The following is a 24,273-nucleotide window of genomic DNA, read 5'->3' as shown; positions in this document are numbered from 1 at the left end:
CTCGTGAATACTCTAAGGCTAAGTATCCTAAATAAAACTTAATTACCTTATTAATGTTATCTTTCAAGGTAACATTATCTAACTCAGATGATATATTTTTTAACTATACCTTTCTCTCGTAAATTGTAACTTTTTTATAAAATAAGTTGTTGTGGAAAAGCATCTTCCATATCCTTCTTCATTTTTTCTACCATTTTTTCTGTTATTTTATATTTTTCTTTCATGAATTCATCTGAAAATATAACATGGTCATCTTTAGCAACATTTGTGAACGAATGCTCTAACCCAAAAGCAGAATAATAATCTTTAAACTTAAAATTGTCACCAATAACTTTGTCAGATATTAAAATATGATGATTAGGGATATTAAAAGAATCTGCAATAATTAAACCATGCATACTACTTGATAAAATATAATCACATTCCGCAATTTGTTGGATAACTTCTTTAGGGGGAAGCATAACATCAATTACAAACGATTTTTCTAAATTTTTTTCTAAATTTTTTACCGCTAAATGCTCTTTGTCTACATAATGTGGAATAATTCCCCACTTATACTTTTTAGTGATTTTAGACTTATCTACTATTAATTTAGATGCCAAAATACCAGCATCTCCATACACGGGATCGATACTTTTCCCTAATATTTTTTCTACCTTTTGATGTGATAATTTACCACGTAAAGCGTTAAACCTAATATTCTTTCTATAAAAGAAGGGGCCTTCAATCTGGTCAGTTATAAATCCTGTTCCCCATATATAGAGAGGCTTTCTATCAAAAAAACCCAAAATAGTTTTTGCTACCCCTAAAAAAGGAGATTTTTTACTAAAAACCATTCCTCCTAAAATACTTCCTATAGCAAACATATCTGAAAAAATGGGTCTTTCTCTTTCAACTTCTAAGTTAAATAATTCTTCCACAATAATTTTACTGAGCTCATCCCCCATATTATTATTAGCAAAATAAAACAATTTCACACTTTTCTTCATCTTTTTAGCCTCTTTCATATTTGATTCTAATCTTGTTTCGATCAATTTCTATTTTCGAGATAATTTGAAGTACATATTCTATCATGTTTTGATGTTTTTAGCAATTTCATACATAAAAGGGCCCCGCATTACTATTATAATTTCATACATAAATCATTGCCCATAAAGTGTTAAATACTAGTAGAAAATTTGATATAACAACTGCAAAAATCATTAACAATACTACTTTATGATAACCTAAGACCTTTAACTTAATTTTCTCATTACTAAATACTAAGGGAAGTATAAGTAGTAAAGGTGTAGAATATCTTCCCTGAACTCCCTGAATACCAAACCTAACTCCGAAGCTCGAGACTAAGCTTCCGGAGTACAAAAATCCATAATAAACTGAAACAACACCTAGAACAATGATCCCGAGACTGCTTAAACTAATAAACTTAGATTTGTATACTTTCTTATCAACTAAAAGTCCTATGAATAATAACCCAAACCATAATCCTATAAGCCAAGGGGGCATATAATTAAAGCCAGGATAAGGGGCCACCAGAAGGTTAATAACATTCGTTGTACTCATTGTATTAAAGAATTGGAACGTTAGTGACATCCAGATTCTAGCCATTACTTCAAGGAGTCCTCCACTCGATGATGCCATATGAAGTACAGCCAGGAAAGCAAAAATAGCACCTGCTCCTATAAATAAATATTTATACTTCTTAATTAAACTGAACTTTGGATTAAATTTTCTCTTTCTGCTTAGACTATGCAATAACGCTTCTTGCTTGTTTTCTTCGAGCTTCACATAAACTAATGCTACAGGAAAAAGTAAATTGGCTAGCAATAAATTAGGCTTAATTAAAAAGATTGAACTGACAGCTAAAATAAACATATACAAAAGTGAACGCTTATCAAAACTTTTCTCCGCAATTGTATTTATTGCAAGCGCAACTATCGCAGCCGTAACAATATATCCTAGGCCATCATAAGAAAGACTAGAAAATTGGTTCATAATCACAGGGCTTAAACTAACCAACATGAAAGTCAATTTTCCAAATTTAACTTTTTTTATAATGAAATACATAGCCATAGTATAAACGAACATCGAGAATAAACGACCAAATGTAATCATGACCCCTAAAGAGGAATAGACTCTATGCCCAATCCATATTCCGATTGCGGGAATAATATGTCCAAGGTAATTATAGCTTAACTTATTATCTAAATCTAAACCTCTAGGAGATTGTAAAGGTGACATAATTGTTGCTTTTGTCAAATAATATTTTTCGAACCTTTTGCCGTTTTGATATGAATTTTTTTGCATATTCATACCTGTACCTACCTTAGGCTCTCCATAACGTGATATATCTACTGTGTGACGCGTTATAGCGCTAGAAACCATAAAATGATACTGCCCATCAGGCTCATTGAAAAACGGCATCGCTAAAGAAATAATCACGCCAAAAGTGAGAGCAAGTATTAAATAAATTTTAGAAATTTTATTTTCAATAATATTTTTCATCATTCTTGTCTCCCAATCTTACTAAGATTACACCAAAAGTTCCAATTAAAAGGATACTTATTATTACAAAAGTAATAATACGTCTACTTGCATCACTCTTTTTAGAGCCATCTACTGAAATGGCTTGATATTCTATATTTCCCGCACTATAATCAGGAATTTGATTATTAATATTAAAGTCTTGACTTTTAGCAAAACCAATAGTTGAGCGTGTAGATAAATTTCCAGAAGGGGTAAGATAATCTGTACTTGAAACTTCAAATGGTATTTCTTCTTTCACATTCAAACTGTCCTTAGGTGAGTTCGTACTATAGAGAAAATACTTCCTCCCCTGCCCCAATCCTATAAACTTAATTAAAGACTGATTAGCTAAAATGTTTTCTTCTTCGTTGAAACTAAATAAATTTGATGTTAAAGGTATGTCCATAGAAAATCCACTTCCTAAATAATAAATCTTACCTCCTGAAAACACACGGTATTGAGAATTATTTAAATCAGTTAGGCTACCCTCTACTTGTTTCCAACCCGTATCAGAATAAATATAATTTTTTTCATTATCTTTATAGCCAAGAAAGTAGCTATATCCACTTACTAGTTTTTTTTCTGAAGATTTTACTGTAACAAAATTTGCACCACTAGTTCGAACAACTGGCATGGCGTAATCAACACTCTGCTCGCCATTGTTTGCCGTGATATTCATGAAGAAACTTGTATTAGGGTGAATGTTTTCTCCACCTATAGTTATATCCACTTGACTCTCAGGAATGTTAGCTGATATGCCGTAAACTTTTGTAGAAAATTTAACGTTTGGATCAATGTGCGCTTTTATTTCAATTGTAATATCAGTTTGATTATCTATTATCGGGATATTATAGCGATCAGTTGTTCCATTATATAAATTTGTCTGAATGTCTTGGGTCATCTGGGACAGCATCGCTTCATTACTAAAGGAGGTATTTGGGGTTACACCAAAGCTTTGTGGCGTTGGTTGTTCTGAAAATATACTATTTTTAGTATAGGGAATAGAGATACTGTCAATAATAAGATTAGATTGTGGATGAATATCGATTGTTGTGGAAGCAGTGAGAAACTCTTTCTTTAACGTTAATTTATAAACTATCTCTTGACCATATTCAACCACATATTGTCTGTTATTAAATTGGTTCTCATTCGTGAAGTTAGTAATTTCACCATGTATAATATCTGAACTATTAACCTTATCCAAGTTAATTTCTTTAGTATCATTAGTAACATTTACTATTTTCAAAAGACTGGTATTACTACTTGAACTAAAAATACCTACAAGCCCCCTAGGAATATTTGCTTCTGCTATTCCCTGATTATTTGTAAATCTTCTAGAAGAGTTTCCTGGCCAATGAAATGCATAGGATGGTACAGGTTCGTTAAAAGAATTAATTAATGCAATACCATTTCCGCCTTCTTTAACCAAGTCTTCCAAAATATCAATAGTTTCACTATGTGAATGTACATTTCCTTTACCAATGTTGAATTTTTTAGAAATATCAACATTACCAGATTCCAAATTTTTCCACGCAACTGAATTCATATCTTCATCTGTTATTTCCCCTGTCTTAATTTTATTATAAGCAGGTTCTAAACTTCTTGCTGTAAAAAGTGTGTTATAGACCGGTTGTCCATTATTACTCACAACTAGTTTTACATTATTGACTAGTTTGCTATTTGCTGATACATTAGTACTAAAAATACCAATTAATCCAAAGACAAATATGAAAAATATAGATATCTTTATTCGCTTCATTTTTTATCCTTTAATCTTTTCAGTTTACTGAATAACTTTAAAATTGATGTTATTATTTTATAGAATGGTAACAAAAGTAACGCTGGTAATTTGGTAAACCCCTTTAGTAAAAATCTCCATTTTAAAGATACCCCCCCACTTTTAAAAAATTCTTTTTCGTCTTCTTTATAATACTTTTTTATTTCTTCTATATTATATCTAACCTTACCATGTAATAATTCTCTTATTGTGCTATCTCTAAATAATTTTGTAAATACCCAACAATAGCGTACAGCAAGGTTATTTTTTTCTACATTCTTATAGTGAGGGTAATGTTTCAAGACTTCCTTTAAAATCTTTTGCTCTTCAGTTATCTTATCAATATGCCTCAAAGTGAATTTCGATTTTGTAGAACTGCTAAAATTATCAACATAAAAGTAAGCATCATAAGCAATTGCTGTGGCTTTTTGAGCTTTGGAAAACATCTGATAGTTGAAAAAATTATCCTCGTGCAATCTACCTGTCTCAAAACGAATACCATCAAATAAACTAGAACAATACAAAGTCGCAACTGGCCCTCTATTAAATCCCTCTCCTTTTAAGAAAGCTCCCATAACATTATCCTGTGTATAACTATTGATTTGTATGAGGGCACTTTCTGTATACAATGGAAAATAAGTAGTAGAATCTTTCTTCAAATTATAACGTCTTACTCCACAACTTATAATATCGGAGCCTTCTTTTAATGCTTGTGTAAGTAGAACTTCAATCATGTCTTGTTGTATAAAATCATCACTATCAATAAAACACAAGTATTTACCACTGGCTAAGGAAATTCCTTTATTTCTTGCAACACTCTGTCCCTTATTCTCTTGTGATATTAAGCTAATACGTGAATCTAGTCTTTTAAATTCTTCTAGAATTTCTAAAGTCCTATCTGTACTCCCATCATTAATAATAATAATCTCTAAGTTACGGTAAGTTTGCTTTAATACACTCTTAAGAGAAACTTCAACAAAATTTTCCACATTATAGCAAGGTATAATTACCGAAACTAATAAATCTTCCTGTTCCATTAACATAAGCATAATACCTTCTCACCTTAAATCTTTATCCAAGTATCTTGTAATAGAGCATCCCCATTATACTCGGATTTTGGCGGAAACCAAGTTTTTGGACCAATAACAATTTTATCTGGATTTTTACCTAAGAACTGTGCCCACCAAGAAAAAGTAGAATTAGAAATAATGAAGTGCTTACATGCACTCATTATTCTTAATTTTTCCCATATTGGATTTCCGGGTAATTCTATATAATATTTATCATTTTTACTTAAATATGCCTGTGCAAATTCTCTGGCATAATCAAGATCATCGCTAAAGAAAAAGAAAACCGGATTCTTAACTTTACTTTTTATAATCTTAATTCCCTTATCAAAGTATTTTTCATCACAATGAAAAAAATTCGTACTGTTTTTATCAGAGAGATAGTCACCTCTACGAATAGTTATACAAACACTTTGGCTACTTCCAATAATATTTAAAAAAGGTATATTTTGTTCTAGAGGAGGTGCTTTAGGTACGATCTCTGCTTTTAATTCATCAGAAACTTCTTCAAAATAATGAGCAACTTCAAACTTTCCATTTAAAAAAGCTTCATCCTTTGTAGAAGGCGCATAAGCTCCTGATAATATAGGAAACATATATAAGGCATTCCTATACAAAAAATTAGCATATTTTTTACTAAGAGTATTCAAATTTTCATATGTTTTGAAATTTTCCGCTTTAAATATTGTTCGAACTAAAATAAAGTGAATTAATATTAAAAGTTTTTGTTTTACAGAAAAAAAAGAAATTATAAACTCCTTTTTAGGCAAAGAAATTTTTTCATATTCTACTCGAAATCCTTTCAAACTATCTTCCCAATTTTGATTAGGAAACTCTTTATCTTTAGCTTCAATATCGTTAAAATTGATTAGGATTTTTCCACCCAGATTATTTTGTACTTTCTTAGCAAATCCATATTGAAAAAGTTGATTACCGAGGCGGCCACTCGCATTCAATATAATTTTTTTCATCTTCTCTCCTATACTATGTACTTTCTTTAAATTTTTGAAGAATTCCCCATATCTTTAAGAAACATTCACTTTTCTTACAAAATTCACAAGCCTTTATTCTAACCAGCACAATAATAGATTTTACTTCCGTTTACTTTTCAAATTTACTTTTCTCTGGAAATTTCTCTTCTAATAACTTAAGTATTGTATTTTTTTCGTCTACAAATTCTGATATATCACAGTTGGAATCATTTATGCACACTACTTTATACTTGGAAAAAAGGGCACTTCTATAATCTACACCTCTTTTCACTTCTATAAGTTTTCCAAATTTAAAAGAGTTACGTGGGTAAAAATTTCCCGTTGCTCTAAGATAGTCTTGGCATAACCAGATATTGATATCACTAACTGTTCTAAATTTATGATTACTCGTTTCCCTAAAAGGTTCCGTAGCTTTAGTTTTTAGTTCTTTCATTGAACTTTTTGAAAGAGCATAAGGTAAGTGATCAGGCATGAAACCCATAAATTTATCAAAATACTTTAACAATGGCGTCAAGTAAATATTCGAAAGAACCGAAAACAAGCCATTTTTTGTTGAATACATTTTTTTATTTAACACTTTCTTTGGGTATGGCAATTGATTTAAGACTAGAGTATTATTAAACAAAACAGAGCTAAATTTTTCAACAGCCTGAATAGGCATATACATCATTTGCAAACGTGGTTGTCCTTGATAAAAAAAGTCCTCAGCTCTCGTTTCAGAACACAAAAACATATCATCATTGAAGTTAACAAATTGCTCGGATAGCTCATCGATTTGATCTAAGTTAAGTTCAATAACATTCGAATTGAAAGTGGGAAGATACTTATCTTCAATATAATCTTCATGGTTTACAATGTTCAATTTTGGATTTTCAATATCTAACCATTCTGGTACATGGCCCCATGTTATTAAATGAATTTTATTGACCCACGGTGCATATTTTTCAACAGCTCTAAACCAATAATGAAAATTTTCTAAATTTCTAAACCTATCTTCTGAATTTAAGGTTTTCTCTATAGCTTCCCCACTATACTTTGCTTTTTCTTTAATCCATTCCGCGTCTGCACCATCTAAATAAGTTACCACGAAGTCAATTTTATCTGTTATCTTTTCTTTCATAATCTATCTCTCTAGTTAACTTTAGTAATCAAGTATTTCCTCCCAAAGAGTAATAATTTTATCTATGCTAAACATTTCTGATCTTTTCTTAGAAAGTGTTCCATATTTAACTTTTAAATCCATTGTCTCTTGAAGTTGTTTCAATTTTTTTGTAAAGTCACAAGTATCTCCTTGATCCACTAAAATACCATATTCTCCTTTGTTCAGCACTTCCTCTGATCCTGAATTTTTCATGGCCAATACCGGTAAGCCAAAGCTCATTGCTTCAGCAAAAACTAACGGAAACCCTTCAAAACGACTTGTGCTAATAAATATAGAACTATCTTGGAAATGTTTTTTTAAGTCTTCTCCTGTTTTTGCTCCATACCAGTGGATTTTTTTATCAAGGCCTTTTTTTTTGATTTCTCGGGAAAAACGTTTTTCTTCAAATAACATCCCTTTCCCAGCAATCTCAATACTCCACTCATCACTCATCTGTTGAGCAACTTCGAGCAAATAATCTAAGCCCTTATGGTGGTAATCAATTCTTCCTACAAAACTGATTTTCTTACTCTCTAAATCTGCTTTCTCATTATGCTGTTCAATTGTCAGTGGGTTATGCATCACTTTAACTTTGTCAAACCCATTCGAAATTAAAGTGTCTCGATCTTCTTGAGTTAAAACACATATTAAATCACAATACTCATAACTTTTCTTTAATTTTGCATAACTTTTACCATATAAAAACGATTCATATATTGTCACATTTAAATGCAGCCATGCAATCAATTTCGTAGCTGGAAGTTGTTCTTTTAACTCTTTAGCAACTACCGCCCATTGTTCAACTAGCACTAGTGTTTCAATTCTATTATCTTTAACGTATTTGACTAGATCGTTTATCATTTTAGCATTTGGTACAACTGTCATATCAACAGGTTGTCTCAAAATATATTTTTGAATACCTGTTTTTACTAATATACCTCTAAATTGATTATTGGTTATTGCATTTTTAGAATATATTATCTCAGGATCTAAATGAAAATAACTTTTAACTTTTCTCATCGAAAACACGGTAATATCATATTTCTCTTTATCTAAATTATTGGCAATTACACTCTGTACTCGCATAGAACCACCCATACGTAAATCTCCAACAGCAAAAGTTACTTTCTTCATTACTATATATTCCCTTTTTGATTATTCACATAAATTTTCATAAGAAACTGGGACATTTTATCACCCCAGTATCGACGAAACATATCATATTCTTCTTTTTCTCTATTTTTATCAATCGTATTAGCACTTGTTTCCGAATCACTATGTATACGATGAGCCATTAATCTTTCTGGAATATATTTGATAAAACCTGGGCGACGCATAATGCGCTCCCAAGCGTCCCAATCCAAAGCCATACGCAGTGATTCGTTAAATTTGAAATTACTAAGGCGGTCCATATTATAAGAGACAGCTGGGCAACAAATAAAATTCCCAAAAGAATAAACACGTCTTTGGTAAGCCTTATTATTAAAGAGAGAAAGCAGACGTAGACCTAAAGTTTTCACTTTTAGATTTAGGTTTCTCTTTCTAAGCTGATCATTTTCATCTGTTTCATAATAATCAGAAAAAACAATGTTCAAATCTTCTTTGGATTCAAATTCTTGTAAAACTTTTGCTCCGTATTCTGGCTCATAAGTATCATCCTGATGCGCAATAGTAGCATATTTTGTGTCAACAAAAGATAAGGCACCATTCCAGTCCGCACCAATACCTCCTCCTTTTCCAATAAATTGCTCAATATTGTATTTTTCAGCGATATTGAACATTGTTTCTGTCGGAGTTGATGTATATAAGATGACTTTTGATTTTTTTTCTATCACAGAAGACTGTGATAACAAAGACTCAATACACTTTTCTAAGTAGGGTGAATCTTGATATGCACAAATAACAAAAGTGTGTGCAAAATGTTTGTCTTGCATGGGTAGTGTAATCTAACCTTTCCTCTGTTTGCTCTAGACAACAGCCTAACCGGTTGATGAAAAGATCCTTAGTTCTTATCCAAAGTGTCAGCTTCTTCCACTTTCTTCTTTAATAATGAAACTTCCTGTACCAGGTTCTTAATCTGTTTTTCTGCAGAAATAAGTGACATTTGATACTTCAAAGATATTAAGAGAAGCAGACCAACGAGTATAAACAAAGATAGAGATGTTAAAGTCTTTATTCCCAAGAAATGGGCAACGCTACTTCCTAAATCAGGAAAGAGTGCACCAAACAAGATGATAAGTGCTAAAATAAACCATTTAAGCATATGTCTTATTTCAGCATTATCTTTTTTTATCAACTGAATAACATAGATGAAAAAAGTAATAGATAAAACAATCGCTAAAATCCGTAATTGAGTAGGCATTATCCTTTCTCCTTTCCAATCAAAGATGATACTAAAACCGCGAGAGAAACACTAATCATATAGTTTGCTCCCTTGAGTAAGTTGATGCTGGAAACGCCTGTCGTTCTTTCAAACATACGTACTCCAACTTCCTTTACACGTATATTTTTAGCGAAAAGATGCATATAACTTTCTGGTTCTGGATACTGTCTCGGGTACCGTTTAGTAAACTGTTCAATTACTTTTCGATTTCCTGCTCGATAACCACTGGTAACATCTTTGATTCTAAATTTTGAGGTCATAAAAATCAGCGAAGACAAAATTTTAATACCTAACTGGCGGGCTTTAGACGACTTGAATTCTGAATTACTCTCGTCTAAAAAGCGTGACCCAACTGTAAAATCTGATTCTCCGCTCAAAATAGGTTCAACCAGATTTGGTAGGGATTCAATATCGTGTTGTCCATCTCCATCATATTGAATAGCAATATCATAATCATTTACTAAAGCATAGATATAACCAGTTTGGACAGCGCCTCCGATACCTAAATTTTGTATTAACTCCACATGGTGGATATTATGAGCGCGGAGAACTTCTTCTTCATTATCTGTTGATCCATCGTTAATTACAATATAATCCAATTGATACTCACATCTTTGTCTATAATTCTCAACTGTTTCAATTACACTAACGATTCCTTCAGATTCATTATAAGCAGGAATTATCAATAATATTTTCTGTTCAGTTTTTTTCTTCATTTTATTCCTTACAATATTTACATAAAACGTATCTTACTTATTATATCTTATATTTCGTTGAAAAACAAACTCCCAAATGTCTATCAATCCTTTATTAAATAAGATTTTTGGCCCAAATTATTAGGTGAGGTAAAAAGTTGGCTCCTCGATCTGCGGTATAGTAAAATAAAATTGTTAGTACTATAAAAAAGGAAAGATTAAATAACATGAGCAGCTTAAAAACTCTTCTTTTGAAGGCTTCATTTATTTCCACTTTCACCCACTTTTTCAATGTTAACATAATAGGTACGAGTATAATTAAAAATGGTGTATAATAGCGCCCTTGATTTCCCAAGCTTATCAAAGCACCAGCAATCTGTAGGTGATTTAAAGTCCAACTCATAAACATTGCAATAGCAGTCATCAGCACAACTAAAGTATAAGCTATACCACTAGAAACTGCCACTCGTTGATCTAGTTTCACTTCTTTCTCTGTGAGACCCAGAATGAATAAGAAGATAAAGTTAATAATTACAAGCCATCCCGGTAACCGATAAGTCATTTGCCCAAAATTACCAATCATGCCTGTGACTAAGACACTATCCATATTATTGTAGAAATCCGGTCTGAAGAAAGTATTAAACATAATTTGTACACCACGTAATGCCCCCCCTGCTTGTCGGAATTCATAAACAAACAAGGCATAAAATAAAACGATAATTGCTAGTAAAGCTATTTTTTTATGTCGAGCCCAGAAATTCCAAAATTTATCAACCAACCGTGTTAGCTTATTATCTCCGAACAGACGCATTGGCAATGTCAAAAAGTAAATTCCTAGAACTAACACAGCTTCTTTAGGAATAAATAAAAGAAGTGCTATGAAAAAGAGATAAAAATACCATTTGTATCCTATTTTTTCTTTACGTGTCCACAAATTACTCATTAAAGAGAAACAAGCAAAAATCGCTATATAATATAGGACATCATAGGAAAGTGATGCGGCCTGCTGAATACTGATGGGCAGCAAAGCAACTGCTGCCATAACCCATTGTCCAATTTTTGCTTTTTTGATTGCAAAATAAATTGCTAAAACATATACGAGAAGGTTCATCAACCGACCAGCTATAATCATCACTCCAAAGCTTGAATGGATGAAGCTACCAATAAGAATCCCCAAAGCCTGTGGCAACCAGACCAGTCTAGAAAAGTTTAGGTTCCACCCTAATGTTCCTATACTTGCCACCTTATCTTTAAAGAATTTTTGCACAAAACTTCCATCTTTATAAGCTGACTCAAAGGCAAAGCTTGATTCTGGGGAATTCAAGGCGCTTTCATTAAGCTCAGAACCTTCATAAGGGATACTTGCTGTTAATTTATCAACCTGTTGAAACAACTCATCCGTATCATCATGAAAAATAGTATGGGCACGCTTAAAGTGGACAAACTCGTCTGGTGCTGAAAAAATAGGTTGGACAAAGACGGTTATCAAGCCGAATATCAGGGCAAAAATAAGGAAGATATTTTCTACATTATATTTTCCATTGGATAGCTTATTTACTGTATTCATAGGTCCTCTAATTTATATATGTTTCGTATCTTTTCCTAAGAGTTTATAGGTTCTATACTTTATTAAACGCAAAGTTTTCTTGACGGCTAGCTTAAGCACAAAGGTTAAGCGGATGTCTTTTGCATTATCCTCTGTTATTCCAAAACGTTGGTTGAACGTCCGTGCATCAATAAATGGAGAAAGTTCTTGGCGGGTTTTACTAATACGGAAATCCAAATCCTTGTCCCAAGCCAGATAAATCATGATGCGTTCGATAGCATGCAGAATCGTATTTTGGGGGAGTGGTTCGTTCGGAACTTCTTTTTTTGTGATTTCTAAGTCAAAAAGTGGTTCAAGAACTTCTGTTTGGACCCAGAAATAGGTTCCATAACTCATGGTAAAGGTTTTGAAATCGTGGAAATTTACCTTTTTTCGCATTTTCATACGCTTCCACATATCATTCATGATTGGGGCAATCATTTTATTTTCATTGTCAGCATCAACCACGCGATTGAAACGGAAAAATGATGGGATATCTGCAATTACAATGCCAAGATTACTGTTCTTTTCAAAATTTCGCATGATATTATCAGCAGGTATAATTAACATATCAATCAATTCTTTACGCCAAGATTCTCCCGCAAAAAAGGCAGCTTCTAATGAGCGCTTTGTATGGAAATGACCAACAACTTCATACTTTCTCAAAGTATCTTTCAAAGCTAGGAAAGGCATAACATCACGTCCGTAGTTAGCCGTTCGCACGAGTTCTGCCTTAACCTGTCTTTGTTCTAATATTTTTTGGATTTGTTTCTCTTTTTCATCCGTATTTGTTGTTAAATACAAATCGTAATCAAAGTGGAAGTTAGCAAAAGCATCAAGAAACTCTTCTAAAAGTTCCGTGTAAAAGACATGGAGATGCACAGCTATTTTTTTAGTTATTGCGATGTCTTCCGCATCTTCCAAATATTTTTCTGCCACCAAATAGTTGGAATCAGGATAATCTACTGTGGAGAGATGTTCCACAATCAATTGTTTAGGATAGCTTGTATATTCACCAACATAGTCCAGCATATATTTAGCGATTCCTGAACTCTCTGGGCTCTGAAAAGCCTTCACCTTGATAAATGGCACTTTATCCTGCAGAATCACATCAGGAGCATAATATGAAAAATCTGGGTGCAACAGACGAGAATCATCAAGTTCACGAGTATCAAGTATCGTTTCATATGCAAATCCTGCTTCCAGAAAAACACTTGTTGAACGGATCTCATAATGGTCGATAACATCTTGAACATTTTCAAAATCTTCGATCTCACTCCAAAACTTTTGAAAAATATCAGCCTTAACAACTTTTTTACTGAAGACTTTAAAATAAGACTGAATATGCTCTGCAAAAGAGTGTTTTTTTGATTCTTGATAGGCACGATGGTTTGTCATTCCCCAAATATCAACGTCACGCGCTTCGTAGTCTTCATAAAAAGGAAGCATGTTATAAAGAGGACCAAAGCATGTATCATTCATCACAGTCACTGAATCATAGTCTTTCAACTGCTCAAATCCAACATACTGCATCCCATCACGCCAAGCGCCAAAATCAAAGCCCTTGTTCTCTCTTTGGATAAAGTCATCCATAAGCCCTGATAATTTAGCTTGTCCTTCTTCGGAAAGTTGACTGTTTGAAATAAGAACAACTTTTTCAAAGAGGGGTCGCATTTGTTTCAGTTGGTATAGAACATGGCCACTGATTTTATCATATCTATTATAATGAACATATAGCAGAAGACGTTTCATTTTTCTACTCCTTAATATCTTTTACTTTCAATCTTTTTTTATAAAGTTTATAGAAGAAAGACTTTTCAAAAGCTTTCACAAGCTGTGTTTTTTCAGCTAAATCTTTTTCTTGATTATGAAGCTTATCCTTGAGTAAAGCTACTTCACTTTGAAAATTTGCTATATGCATATCTTTCTCGCGGATAGCTGTTTCTTTTTCATTTACTCTTTTTTCTAAGTCTTCGTAACCTTTCAGCCAAATATTTATATTATTTTTCAATGCTTGAATTATTTCTTTAGGAATCAAATCTACATATTTGTCTAAAATATAAAAGTAAGACTGATAATATTTATCCCAGTTGCCCCGATCCGTCCTAGAATCATCCAATACTCGGTAGTTTAGTTTAGTTTCTTTAACAAAAATAGATTTTGCCTGTTTGAGCAAAATCATAGCTAACCAAAAATCATAATCTTCTAGTGCTTTATTATCCAAGCTAGCATCAAATTTTAGTCCTGATAGTTTAGACGTACGCACAAGGGAAGAAGCATCGATGAGATTGCCTGTCAATTCTTTAGATAAATTATAATCCAGATCATCTCGCAATACATTTTTACCATGAACAAAATCCCAAAGTTGACAATAAGCTATATCAGCTGCTTCCTTCACCAAAGCTTTTTGCAGATAGTTAATATGTTTTGGATTAATAAAGTTATCACTGTCAACAAAAAGGAGAAACTCACCTTTTATTTTAGTCAAAGCATCGTTGCGCACAGCCACAATACCTCTATTTTCTGATGAAAAATAATAGGTTTCGCCTACAAAAGGACTCTCTTTCAAAACTTCCTCAATGATTTTCCCTGAGTTATCTGTTGAGCCATCATTAAAAACCAAAAGTTCGATATTTTGATAGGTTTGCGCAAAGATACTACGTAAACACTCTTCAATATACTCTTCATGATTGTAACAGGTAACAACGACTGAAACTTTGCCTTCCATGAGTCTCTCCTTATCTAGGATTATTTAAATATATAATGGTGAATGCCGGAACGCCACTCATCTGCGGGTAACTGTAGATGGTAAAATTTTAAGGAAGTAATCCCTAAATTAAGTACTAAGGCACAAACACTCATAATGATAAACAGCCGGATAAGCCAGGTGTCAGATTTCACTGTAATTTTTTGAGCCAAAAGAGTAAACACAGGCGCTAGCAATAAGAGAAAGGGAGTAAAATATCGTCCCTGAGCACCAGTAATAATTCGTCCTGCGTAATCTACAAAAGCAGGGTCGACGGCATAGGACACCATAATTGCTAAAAAGTTTAGACATACTAGACTGAAAGAGCCCCAAGCGAACCATCGTGGAACAACCTCCTTATTATAAGAAAGGAAGAGCAGGACAAGGACTACCATTTGAACTCCAAAAAACCAAGAAGGAACTGCCACTGTGGTTGTTCCGCTAATAATTTCTGTTGATAAGACAGTATAATAGGGCTCAATCAAGCTATAAAACATTTTAATAAAAATCATGACTAGCTGCCCCGAAAATATTACATAAAATATCCCGGAGCCCAAAACTAAGAAAATACAACAGCCTATAGTTAGCTGTAATTTTGATAAGTGAAACTTAAATTTCTTGTTCACAAAATAAAGAAGCATCCCAGGAATTATCAAATACAACAGTTGTGAGTTTATTTTTGCAAAATAAAGCACACCTGAGGGGGGCAATATTTTCAAGAAGAATGTACTGATGGTAACTTCTTGCCCATTTTTAATATCAACAGCTAAGTTTATAGCTGTCATAATCATGAATGCACAAGCTACATAGTTATACACATCATAACTTAGGCTGCTCGCATGTTGAATAACAGTCGGTGTTACTGAAATAGCTACAAAAATATATTTGTATACTTTGAGTTTCTTGATAATAAAATACATACTCAGAACAAAGAAAATCAAACTAAAGAGTCGCGCAGTAATCACCATACTCCCAATAGAGGGGTAGATAGCATATCCTAACTTAACACCTAGGGCTGGGACAATATGCATGATATCATTATACCAAGTAATATTCCACTCTGTGCCATACCCACGGCTAACCCGAGGGTCCGCATCTTTTTTATGGATAAGAGGTAGCTTAGTTTCAAAAAATTTTTTAAAGTAAGTTCCATCAGCTTTCATATCACTTACTTTTGTAAAAGGAATAGGGTGTGACTGATAGTCCTCACCCGAAAAGCCTATCGCTGATCGGTCTACAACAGTATTCGAAATATACATAGAATGATCAAAATGATAACTCGAATCTGGTTCATTGAATAAAGGTTGCACAAAGGAAAAAATCAGTCCAAAAAAGACTGCCAACATCAAGAAAACGTTTTCTGCTTTCACTGGTTTTTCCCTTTTCAGGCTACCCAAACTCCCAGCCTCCATTTCTTTGAATCAAACCCGTAGAGGAATCTTTTGCGCTTAAGTCCCCATCTGCCAAGTCATCTCGATAAATCAGAAATACTTTTTCATCAGCAAATGCGATAAGTTCGTCTTTATCATTACGTACGGATACTTGAAGTTTTAATTTTAAATCATTAACTTGGTCAAGCTTGCAAGAGTAAATCGCTCTTTTATGTCCTGCTCCTTGTGTCATATAATCAAGGGAGTTGTCATTGTAGATCCAAATATTTCGATCAACTTCCGTCATTGAAAAAGCAATATAAGTTGCCATATCCTTTTTCACATCATAGCTGATCTCAAATTTCACTTCATCTTCTGGTGTAATTTGTTGTGCGTTAAGAATATTAACTTGAAGATTTTCAATCAAGTCTTCTGCTGTTTCAGGCGTATCACCTTCTAAAACTTCTGTTTGCAAGTTATCCAAACTATACTGGTTGGCTACCTCATCCACATCTCCCGAAACCTTCACCAATCCTTTTTCAATAAGAACTGCTTTATTACAATATTTTTTAGCAGCTCCCATATCGTGAGTAACTAAAATTGTCGTTTTCCCCGCAGCTTTACGCTCTAAGAAGTAATCGTTACATTTACGCTGGAAAGATTCATCGCCAACAGCTAAAACCTCATCCAGAACTAAAATATCACCTTCAGCTTTAATTGCAACGGAGAATGCAAGACGGACTTGCATACCCGAAGAATAATTTTTTAGCTTTTGGTTCATAAATTCATGCAGTTCAGCAAAATCAACGATATCATCATACATTGCATCAATCTCTACTCTAGAAAAGCCCAACATGGCACCATTTAAGTAGACATTCTCGCGGCCGGTTAACTCTGGGTTAAATCCTACACCAAGTTCGATAAAAGATACAAGTTTCCCATCAATCTCGACAGTTCCTTGTTCTGGTGTATAAATCTGCGAGATAATTTTTAGTAACGTTGATTTCCCTGAACCATTACGCCCAACGATCCCAAAGAAATCGCCTTTTTCAACTTCAAAAGAAATATCCTTGAGTACGTGCTGTTCTTTATATCCCTTAATACCACGCAAACGATTGACGAGAAGCGTACGTAAGCTATTTGTTGCCTCTGTCGGCAAGCGGAAAAACTTGCTGACATGATCTATTTTTACTGCTATATTATCGTTCATTATATAATCTCCGCAAATTTCTTAGCATTCTTCGTGAAAATAAAGAGCCCTAACCCAAAAGTTACAAAAGGAATAATATAAGGAATGGCTACAATAAAAGGATTATCAATCATTTGCCATACTGTTGGATTAGTATTATTACTAAAGGTCAAGATATAGCGCATATCTTGTACGATCTGTGCCATTGGGTTCATCATCAAGAATTTAGCAATAGTCGGATGCGTTGCTGATACTTGTGTAATCGGGTAAATGATCGGTGTTCCATAAAGCCCAGCTTGCATGCCAACTTCCCAGATTGGGCCTAAATCACGAAAACGAACGAAAATCGTAGACAAAATAAAGGCAATACCTGTAGCAAAGAGTACTAATTCAAAAATCAAAGGAATCGCCCAGATTACTGTCCAAGACATCTGAACGCCATTTAAAAGCGCAAAAATAATAACGACAAGTAAACTAATAACGAGGTTAATCATGGCATTAGCAGCAACAGAAAAGATAACTATCTGCTTTGAAAAATTGATTTTACGTAACAAGTCCCCACGTGAAACAATCGCAAGCATCCCCATATTTGTTGTTTCTGCAAAAAAGTTCCACAGTGTGAGGGCAAGGAGAAGCGCCACAGCAAAGTGTGGTACGGCTGAACCAAAACGTAAGAAACGTACGAATACCATGTACATAATCACAAAGAGCATCACAGGTTTCAGGATTGACCACAAGTAGCCAATGATACTTCCTTGGTATCGTAATTTAAAATCAGTTTTAATCAATTCTTTGAGTAGAATTTGGTTTCTACGGTTAAAGAAATTCATAGAGTCCTCCAAGAATTTGCAGTTGCAAATTTTTATTTAATATCCGTACGATCTGTTCGTAGGAAAGCCTTATAGGCAAATTTTGTGATGAGCAAGCCTCGAAATATTAGGGTGTGCCCTGATTTATTTTTTCGTAAATTATATTTTTTAATCCAGACATATCGCGTTTTACGACTTTGTTCTAAAATGCTTGCATAGCTTTGAACTAATTCTCTATTTTCCTTTGAGAGCTGGACGTCTGTCAGTAGCTTTTCAGCTTGTTTTTGACTTGAAACAATCAACCACCAGTATTTTTTAAACCAGAGATGGGGACGTAACCATTTTTTTATCCTTTTCTTAAATGTACGTGCTCCCAAAACATTACTATCATGCTGTCGGTAAAGTATCGTAGCCTGGTCAATATAAATCAAGCCGTCCTGTGCCGCTGCAAGAAGCGCCAAATACCAGTCATGCATGATAATATCAGAAGTATTTTTCCAAAGCTCAATCAAAGCATGGTTTGCGACCATAGTGCATCCTGTTACAGAATTTTCAGTTAGCTCTTGTACTAATTTTGTATTAGCATGGTTTGATTGGCTTCGAATCATTGATTCATTTAACACCTGCAAATCTTTATTCACAATTTTTAAATCGGTATAATAAAGCTTTGCTTTTTCATTGTCATGTTTACTAGCTTCGTCAAGCACAATTTGCATCTTGTCTGACAACCAAAAATCGTCTTGGTCACAGAAAAAATAGTAATCCGCTTGACTAGATTTAGCCAAGTCATAGAAAGATTCAATTACTCCTTTATTTTCTGCCTGAAACAGCTGAATCCGCTTGTCATTTTGTGCATATGAATTTACGATATCACAGGTTTTATCCTTAGAACCGTCGTCTCGCACCAACAAATTCCATTCGGTAAAGGTTTGCTTTTGAATGCTCTCTATTTGTTGACCAACATACTTTTCACCATTGTATGTTGACATTAAAATATTAACTTTCAACAAAAAGCTCCTCGTACTGGGTACATATCATGTCCCACATATATCTTTCTTGAATCCTGGTTCTGGATTTTTTTTGTAATTCTTTACGATCTGTAATCTCTAAATTGGAGATTTGATTTATTTTCTCTGCTAACTCATCTTTAGAGAAGTAAAGAACTGATTCTCCCGCTGTTTCGCGATTAAAATTCACATCCAAAACAAGATTTACTGCAGTAGACCACATCGCTTCGAGCAACCCTGGATTAGTCCCCCCAACTTCATGGCCGTGCAAATAGGCTGTTGCATGTTCACGAATATAGCGTAACTCGTTTTGATCATAAACTGTTCCCACGAACTTTATACGTTTATCTTGGTCAAAAGCCGTTTTTTGACGAAGCTCTTCGTAAAAAGTGTTCCCTTCATAATTAGTAATGATTACCAAATCTTTTTCTGTGTTTGAAGCCATGAAACTACGAATTAAGAGCTCGTAATTGTTTTCTGGTACAAAACGGCCCACAATCAGAAAATAATCTTTGACAGCAAATCTCTGCAAAGTTGGTGAGTGAGTCATACTAGACAGATCCGTCTCTGTCCCGTAAGCAATGACTTCTGAGTCAATATGCCCATATTCTTCTGTGAGATATTCTTTGATTCCTTTATTATCAGAAATTATTAAATCTGCGTGTTTGACCATTTTTTTCTCGGCAAACTTGAGATATTTACGTACTGGAGCGGCCCATTTAGTACGGCGCCACTCAAGTCCATCAGGGTTCACAAAAAGTTTACCCTCTATTTTGTGTATTTTTTTGGCATATCTTCCAATAAAGCCACCAATAGTATTACCTAAAATATAAAAAATTGGCTTTTCTATATCTTCTTCTTTAATAATTTTAAAAGATTTTTTTATGGCCAAAATATCATATGCTATAACACGGGCAGGGCCTATGTTAGGAACTTCTATAGCAAAACAATCTGCACCCAAATAGTCAAAATGACCATCCGAAAGACTGGCCAAATCGGAATTCTCGCTTTGACAAGCTACATGATATTTAATGTTTTCATTTTTTTGATGTTTGACAAGTTCTTCTACAAAAGTTTCAAAACCGCCATATTTCGCAGGAAGTCCACGACTTCCTATGATAAAAATGTGTTTTATCATAATAAATAGATAGCCTCTCAAAACGAGAATTCTGCCGTTTCCGACAGAATATCGTTTTATTTTTTATTAATATCGCCTTTTACGCCTGTTTTATCTGGACGTAAATCACCTTTTTCAATCATTTGAGCCAAAGCTTCTTGCCATGTTGGAACAACAAAGCCTGTAGCTTTTGTTTTTTCCAAACTCATCGTTGAATTGAAAGGACGTTTAGCTTTTGCAGCAAAAGCACTAGAGTCAACTGGTGTTACTTTTGTATCTGTATCTTTTAGGATCTCAGTTGCAAAGTCAAACCAAGTTACATCTTCTCCTGGTGCAGCATCATTTGTCAAGTGGTAGTAACCCAAGTTTACATTATTGTCAACCAAGTAAACCATAAATTCGGCCAATGTCCGTGTCCACGTAGGACGACCATGTTGATCATTGACTACTGTTAAAGCATCATGTGTTTTCGCCAAGTTTTGCATAGTAAACACAAAATTGTGTCCATAGTTTCCAAAGACCCAAGCTGTACGTACAGTATAGAATTTCACCCCAGAATCTTCAACAGCAAGCTCGCCTAAACGTTTCGTACGTCCGTATTCTGATTGAGGATCTATGGGTGCATCTACTTCCCATTCTTGACCAACAGGCAAGTCACCATTGAACACATAATCTGTTGAAATGTAAACTAGAGTTGCATCCACACGAGCCGCTGCATTGGCAACATTTCGTGTTCCATCAACATTAATTTTTTCGTTAAGCGCTTTTCCTTCGTCTTCTGCTTTGTCTACAGCTGTATAAGCAGCACAATGGTAAACCAATTCTGGTTTGTTTTCATCGAAGAAAGCATCAACGGCAGCCTTATCTGTGATGTCCAATTCGTTTACATCTGCTGCAAAATATTTTACACCTCGTTCATCTAAAAGATGACGTAATTCTGTGCCAAGTTGACCATTTCCACCAGTAATTAAAATCATATTTTTTCCTTTTATATTAGAGAATTTTTTGACTTTCAGCATACTTAGCTTCAACCGCAGCTTTTTCTGCTTTCCACCACTCTTGGTTTTCAGTATACCAGTCAATTGTTGCCTTCAAACCTGACTCAAAGTCAGTATGTTTTGGCTCCCAACCTAATTCTGTACGAAGTTTTGTATTATCAATGGCATAACGTAAATCATGGCCTGCACGGTCTGTCACGCGATCGTAATCATCTGCTGCTTGACCCATTTCAGTTAAGATTTCTTCCAATACTTCTTTGTTATTTTTCTCACCATCAGCTCCGATAAGGTAAGTTTCACCCATACGTCCTTTAGTTAAAATAGTCCAAACCCCAGAAGAGTGGTCTTCTGTGTGAATCCAGTCTCGTACATTTTTACCATCTCCATAAAGTTTTGGTTTGATCCCTGACAAAATATTTGTAATTTGACGTGGGATAAATTTTTCAATATGTTGATAAGGTCCGTAGTTGTTTGAACAGTTTGAGATTGTAGCTTTGAGACCAAATGAACGTACCCAAGCACGGACAATCAAATCAGAAGCCGCTTTAGTTGATGAATAAGGACTTGATGGATTGTAAGGTGTTTTATCTGTGAATTTCTCACCTTCACCTTCACCATGTCCAGGCAAATCTTCACGGTATGGTAAATCACCGTAAACTTCATCTGTTGAAACATGGTGGAAACGCAAATCATATTTGCGCGCTGCCTGAATCAGTGTATATGTTCCGATAAAGTTGGTTTGAATAAACTCATCTTGTGATTTAAGTGAGTTATCGTTGTGACTTTCTGCTGCATAGTGCACAATAGCATCTGCTTTAGAGGCAACTTGATCCACAATTTCTGGATCTGCAATATCGCCGACAACAAGCTCAACACGATCTCCAAGAATCATGTCAATATTGGCACGATTTCCAGCATAAGTCAGCTTATCTAAAACTGTAATGTGTACATCAGGATGATTGTTATAAACGTAATGTACAAAGTTTGAACCGATGAATCCAGCGCCACCAGTAACTACAATGTTTTTAAATTCAGTCATTATTTTTTCCTATTGTATATTTTTTATTGTAAGTGATAATCTTGTCTAAACTTGCTTTCTGAAACAATTTTAAGATATTTCCCATTGTAAACAAGAAATTCATTAAGATGAGCATTAATTTTTATCAAGCCACCCGTGTTTACAATGCGCAAAGTTTTATCACTAACCCAAGAGAAGCCACTTGTCGAAAATGCCTTTTTCACCCATTCAGGTTGCTCATTTTCTTTACTCACCTGCCAACATTCCAATACTTTTTTACTTTTTAAATGTCTGGCCTTCATTTTAACCGAGTAAATCTTCTGTCAAAGGTTTAACGTCTGCAAGCATTGGATGGTTTTCATCTGCTTCACTGACTTCTGCATTTTCAAGGTTTTCCCATTTAATGCCTAAAGTTGGATCTGCATAATTTACAAAGGCATACTTAGGTTTAAGCTCCAAAGCCCAATAATCGTTTACGAGATACGAGTAAGATACAGTGTCACTTAAAACTTGAAAACCATTAGCTACTCCGCGCGGCACAAAGATACCTTTGCTGGCATCAATGATGGTTTGGTAAACATGACCAAAGCTGTCGCCTTCGCGTAAGTCTACCCATGAGCCCAGCACACGCCCGCCATCTGCTACAGAAATATATTTATCCCAAGGCTCAGCGTGTAAACCTCGTAAAACATTTTTGCGTGAGAAAGAAACGTTGTTTTGGAGTTTTCCTTCTGCAAAAAACTTCTCTGGGAAGCCTAAAGGCACCATTTTTTCTTTTTGGAAATTTTCTTTAAACCACCCACGATTATCTCCGTGTACAGGAATATCAAATTCTAGCATACCTGGAATCGCATCAATCTTACGTGCTGCAAGTTCTTTTCCGAAAAAATTCTCAGTCATTTATTTATCACCTACTAATTTAAGCAAATATTTTCCATAGGCATTTTTCTTTAAAGGCTGTGCGAGCTCACGTACAGCATCTCCAGAAATATAACCCATACGCCATGCAATTTCTTCAAGGTTGGCTACCATAACATTTTGCATACGTTGGACAGTTTCAATGTACTGTGCTGCTTCAAGTAAGCTTTCATGTGTACCTGTATCCAACCAAGCAAAGCCACGTCCCATGAGTTCCACAGATAAGTCCCCACGTTCAAGGTAGACCTTATTAACATCTGTAATTTCTAACTCACCACGTGGTGAAGGTTTAATATTTTTAGCAATTTCCACAACGTCATTATCATAGAAATAAAGACCTGTTACTGCGTAATCAGATTTTGGTACTTCAGGTTTTTCTTCAATAGAGATAGCATTCATGTCTTTATCAAATTCAACCACACCAAAACGTTCGGGATCTGGAACTTGATAACCAAACACTGTGGCACCACTTTCCTTAGCAGCAGCTGTTTGGAGTAATTTAGACATACCAGGTCCATGATAGATGTTATCACCCAAAATAAGGGCAACAGAGTCATCTCCAATAAACTCTTCTCCGATAATAAATGCTTGTGCTAAGCCATCTGGACTTGGTTGAACCGCGTATTGCAAATTCAGACCAAATTCAGAACCATCTTGCAAGAGTTCTTGGAAACGTGGAGTATCTTCTGGTGTTGAGATAATCAAAATATCTTTGATTCCAGCCAACATCAGTGTTGACAATGGATAATAAATCATCGGTTTGTCGTAGACTGGCATCAATTGTTTACTCGCTGCACGCGTCAATGGATACAAACGTGTTCCCGATCCACCTGCTAAAATAATCCCTTTCATGAGGTACCTCACTTTGTTTTTTTATATTTTATTATAGTTAATCAGCACAATTATAGCATATTTTTACTTTTATTTCATACTGA

General features: G+C 34.4%; 23 protein-coding genes. All 23 read right to left on the bottom strand.

Annotated features, from left to right (window positions below; translation table 11 throughout):
• Positions 1 to 134: 134 nt before the first annotated feature.
• The 23 genes from I6G50_RS09555 to rfbA all read right to left on the bottom strand — a co-directional run bounded on the left by I6G50_RS09555 (position 135) and on the right by rfbA (position 24,190).
• Positions 135 to 1,007, bottom strand: a complete 873-nt coding sequence (locus I6G50_RS09555) for a polysaccharide pyruvyl transferase family protein (RefSeq protein WP_197908694.1) — start codon at positions 1,005 to 1,007, stop codon at positions 135 to 137.
• Between the two features lie 124 nt (positions 1,008 to 1,131).
• A complete protein-coding gene (locus tag I6G50_RS09550) occupies positions 1,132 to 2,508 on the bottom strand; it encodes a DUF2142 domain-containing protein (RefSeq protein WP_197908693.1) in 1,377 nt (458 codons plus the stop codon).
• On the bottom strand, positions 2,489 to 4,285 hold the full coding sequence (locus I6G50_RS09545) for a hypothetical protein (protein ID WP_197908692.1): 1,797 nt from the start codon (positions 4,283 to 4,285) through the stop codon (positions 2,489 to 2,491). Before I6G50_RS09545 ends, I6G50_RS09550 begins: the two co-directional genes overlap by 20 nt.
• Positions 4,282 to 5,352: a glycosyltransferase family 2 protein gene (locus I6G50_RS09540; RefSeq protein ID WP_197908691.1), complete on the bottom strand. Its 1,071-nt coding sequence runs from the start codon at positions 5,350 to 5,352 to the stop codon at positions 4,282 to 4,284. Before I6G50_RS09540 ends, I6G50_RS09545 begins: the two co-directional genes overlap by 4 nt.
• A 14-nt stretch (positions 5,353 to 5,366) precedes the next feature.
• Entirely contained in the window at positions 5,367 to 6,341 is a 975-nt protein-coding gene (locus tag I6G50_RS09535) for an alpha-1,2-fucosyltransferase (RefSeq protein ID WP_197908690.1), read from the bottom strand.
• A gap of 130 nt (positions 6,342 to 6,471) precedes the next feature.
• The gene (locus I6G50_RS09530) at positions 6,472 to 7,482 is read right to left on the bottom strand and encodes a stealth conserved region 3 domain-containing protein (RefSeq protein WP_232252356.1); all 1,011 of its coding nucleotides are present in this window, start codon (positions 7,480 to 7,482) and stop codon (positions 6,472 to 6,474) included.
• 21 nt (positions 7,483 to 7,503) lie between these two features.
• Positions 7,504 to 8,637, bottom strand: a complete 1,134-nt coding sequence (locus I6G50_RS09525; protein WP_197908689.1) for a glycosyltransferase — start codon at positions 8,635 to 8,637, stop codon at positions 7,504 to 7,506.
• A 2-nt stretch (positions 8,638 to 8,639) separates the two neighbouring features.
• Entirely contained in the window at positions 8,640 to 9,437 is a 798-nt protein-coding gene (locus I6G50_RS09520; protein ID WP_197908688.1) for a glycosyltransferase, read from the bottom strand.
• A 68-nt stretch (positions 9,438 to 9,505) separates the two neighbouring features.
• On the bottom strand, positions 9,506 to 9,865 hold the full coding sequence (locus tag I6G50_RS09515) for a DUF2304 domain-containing protein (protein ID WP_197908687.1): 360 nt from the start codon (positions 9,863 to 9,865) through the stop codon (positions 9,506 to 9,508).
• Positions 9,865 to 10,602: a glycosyltransferase family 2 protein gene (locus tag I6G50_RS09510; RefSeq protein ID WP_197908686.1), complete on the bottom strand. Its 738-nt coding sequence runs from the start codon at positions 10,600 to 10,602 to the stop codon at positions 9,865 to 9,867. Before I6G50_RS09510 ends, I6G50_RS09515 begins: the two co-directional genes overlap by 1 nt.
• A gap of 94 nt (positions 10,603 to 10,696) precedes the next feature.
• The gene (locus tag I6G50_RS09505; RefSeq protein ID WP_197908685.1) at positions 10,697 to 12,148 is read right to left on the bottom strand and encodes a DUF2142 domain-containing protein; all 1,452 of its coding nucleotides are present in this window, start codon (positions 12,146 to 12,148) and stop codon (positions 10,697 to 10,699) included.
• A 12-nt stretch (positions 12,149 to 12,160) separates the two neighbouring features.
• Positions 12,161 to 13,918, bottom strand: coding sequence for a rhamnan synthesis F family protein (locus I6G50_RS09500; protein ID WP_197908684.1), 1,758 nt, complete (start codon positions 13,916 to 13,918; stop codon positions 12,161 to 12,163).
• A gap of 4 nt (positions 13,919 to 13,922) precedes the next feature.
• Entirely contained in the window at positions 13,923 to 14,894 is a 972-nt protein-coding gene (locus I6G50_RS09495) for a glycosyltransferase family 2 protein (RefSeq protein WP_197908683.1), read from the bottom strand.
• Positions 14,895 to 14,914: 20 nt separating this feature from the next.
• Entirely contained in the window at positions 14,915 to 16,282 is a 1,368-nt protein-coding gene (locus I6G50_RS09490) for a DUF2142 domain-containing protein (protein WP_232252355.1), read from the bottom strand.
• Between the two features lie 19 nt (positions 16,283 to 16,301).
• Positions 16,302 to 17,492, bottom strand: a complete 1,191-nt coding sequence (locus tag I6G50_RS09485; protein WP_197908681.1) for an ABC transporter ATP-binding protein — start codon at positions 17,490 to 17,492, stop codon at positions 16,302 to 16,304.
• Entirely contained in the window at positions 17,492 to 18,301 is an 810-nt protein-coding gene (locus I6G50_RS09480) for an ABC transporter permease (protein ID WP_003134561.1), read from the bottom strand. Before I6G50_RS09480 ends, I6G50_RS09485 begins: the two co-directional genes overlap by 1 nt.
• A gap of 32 nt (positions 18,302 to 18,333) precedes the next feature.
• The gene (locus I6G50_RS09475; protein ID WP_197908680.1) at positions 18,334 to 19,287 is read right to left on the bottom strand and encodes a glycosyltransferase family 2 protein; all 954 of its coding nucleotides are present in this window, start codon (positions 19,285 to 19,287) and stop codon (positions 18,334 to 18,336) included.
• Positions 19,277 to 20,425 carry a beta 1-4 rhamnosyltransferase Cps2T gene (gene cps2T / locus I6G50_RS09470; RefSeq protein WP_003134563.1) on the bottom strand — a complete coding sequence of 383 codons (1,149 nt, stop codon included), beginning with the start codon at positions 20,423 to 20,425 and terminating at the stop codon, positions 19,277 to 19,279. Before cps2T ends, I6G50_RS09475 begins: the two co-directional genes overlap by 11 nt.
• Positions 20,426 to 20,481: 56 nt before the next feature.
• A complete protein-coding gene (rfbD, locus tag I6G50_RS09465) occupies positions 20,482 to 21,381 on the bottom strand; it encodes a dTDP-4-dehydrorhamnose reductase (RefSeq protein ID WP_197908679.1) in 900 nt (299 codons plus the stop codon).
• A 16-nt stretch (positions 21,382 to 21,397) separates the two neighbouring features.
• Complete coding sequence (rfbB, locus tag I6G50_RS09460; protein ID WP_197908678.1) at positions 21,398 to 22,441, bottom strand: dTDP-glucose 4,6-dehydratase; 1,044 nt, start codon at positions 22,439 to 22,441, stop codon at positions 21,398 to 21,400.
• A gap of 23 nt (positions 22,442 to 22,464) precedes the next feature.
• Positions 22,465 to 22,722: a hypothetical protein gene (locus I6G50_RS09455; RefSeq protein WP_042753021.1), complete on the bottom strand. Its 258-nt coding sequence runs from the start codon at positions 22,720 to 22,722 to the stop codon at positions 22,465 to 22,467.
• A gap of 1 nt (position 22,723) precedes the next feature.
• Positions 22,724 to 23,320, bottom strand: coding sequence for a dTDP-4-dehydrorhamnose 3,5-epimerase family protein (locus I6G50_RS09450; RefSeq protein WP_197908677.1), 597 nt, complete (start codon positions 23,318 to 23,320; stop codon positions 22,724 to 22,726).
• The gene (gene rfbA, locus I6G50_RS09445; RefSeq protein ID WP_197908676.1) at positions 23,321 to 24,190 is read right to left on the bottom strand and encodes a glucose-1-phosphate thymidylyltransferase RfbA; all 870 of its coding nucleotides are present in this window, start codon (positions 24,188 to 24,190) and stop codon (positions 23,321 to 23,323) included.
• Between the last annotated feature and the right edge of the window lie 83 nt (positions 24,191 to 24,273).

This window comes from Lactococcus garvieae (assembly GCF_016027715.1).
Lineage (GTDB): Bacteria > Bacillota > Bacilli > Lactobacillales > Streptococcaceae > Lactococcus > Lactococcus garvieae_A.
The sequence above is the reverse complement of the archived record's forward strand: the minus strand, read 5'-3'. Positions and strand labels throughout refer to the sequence as shown.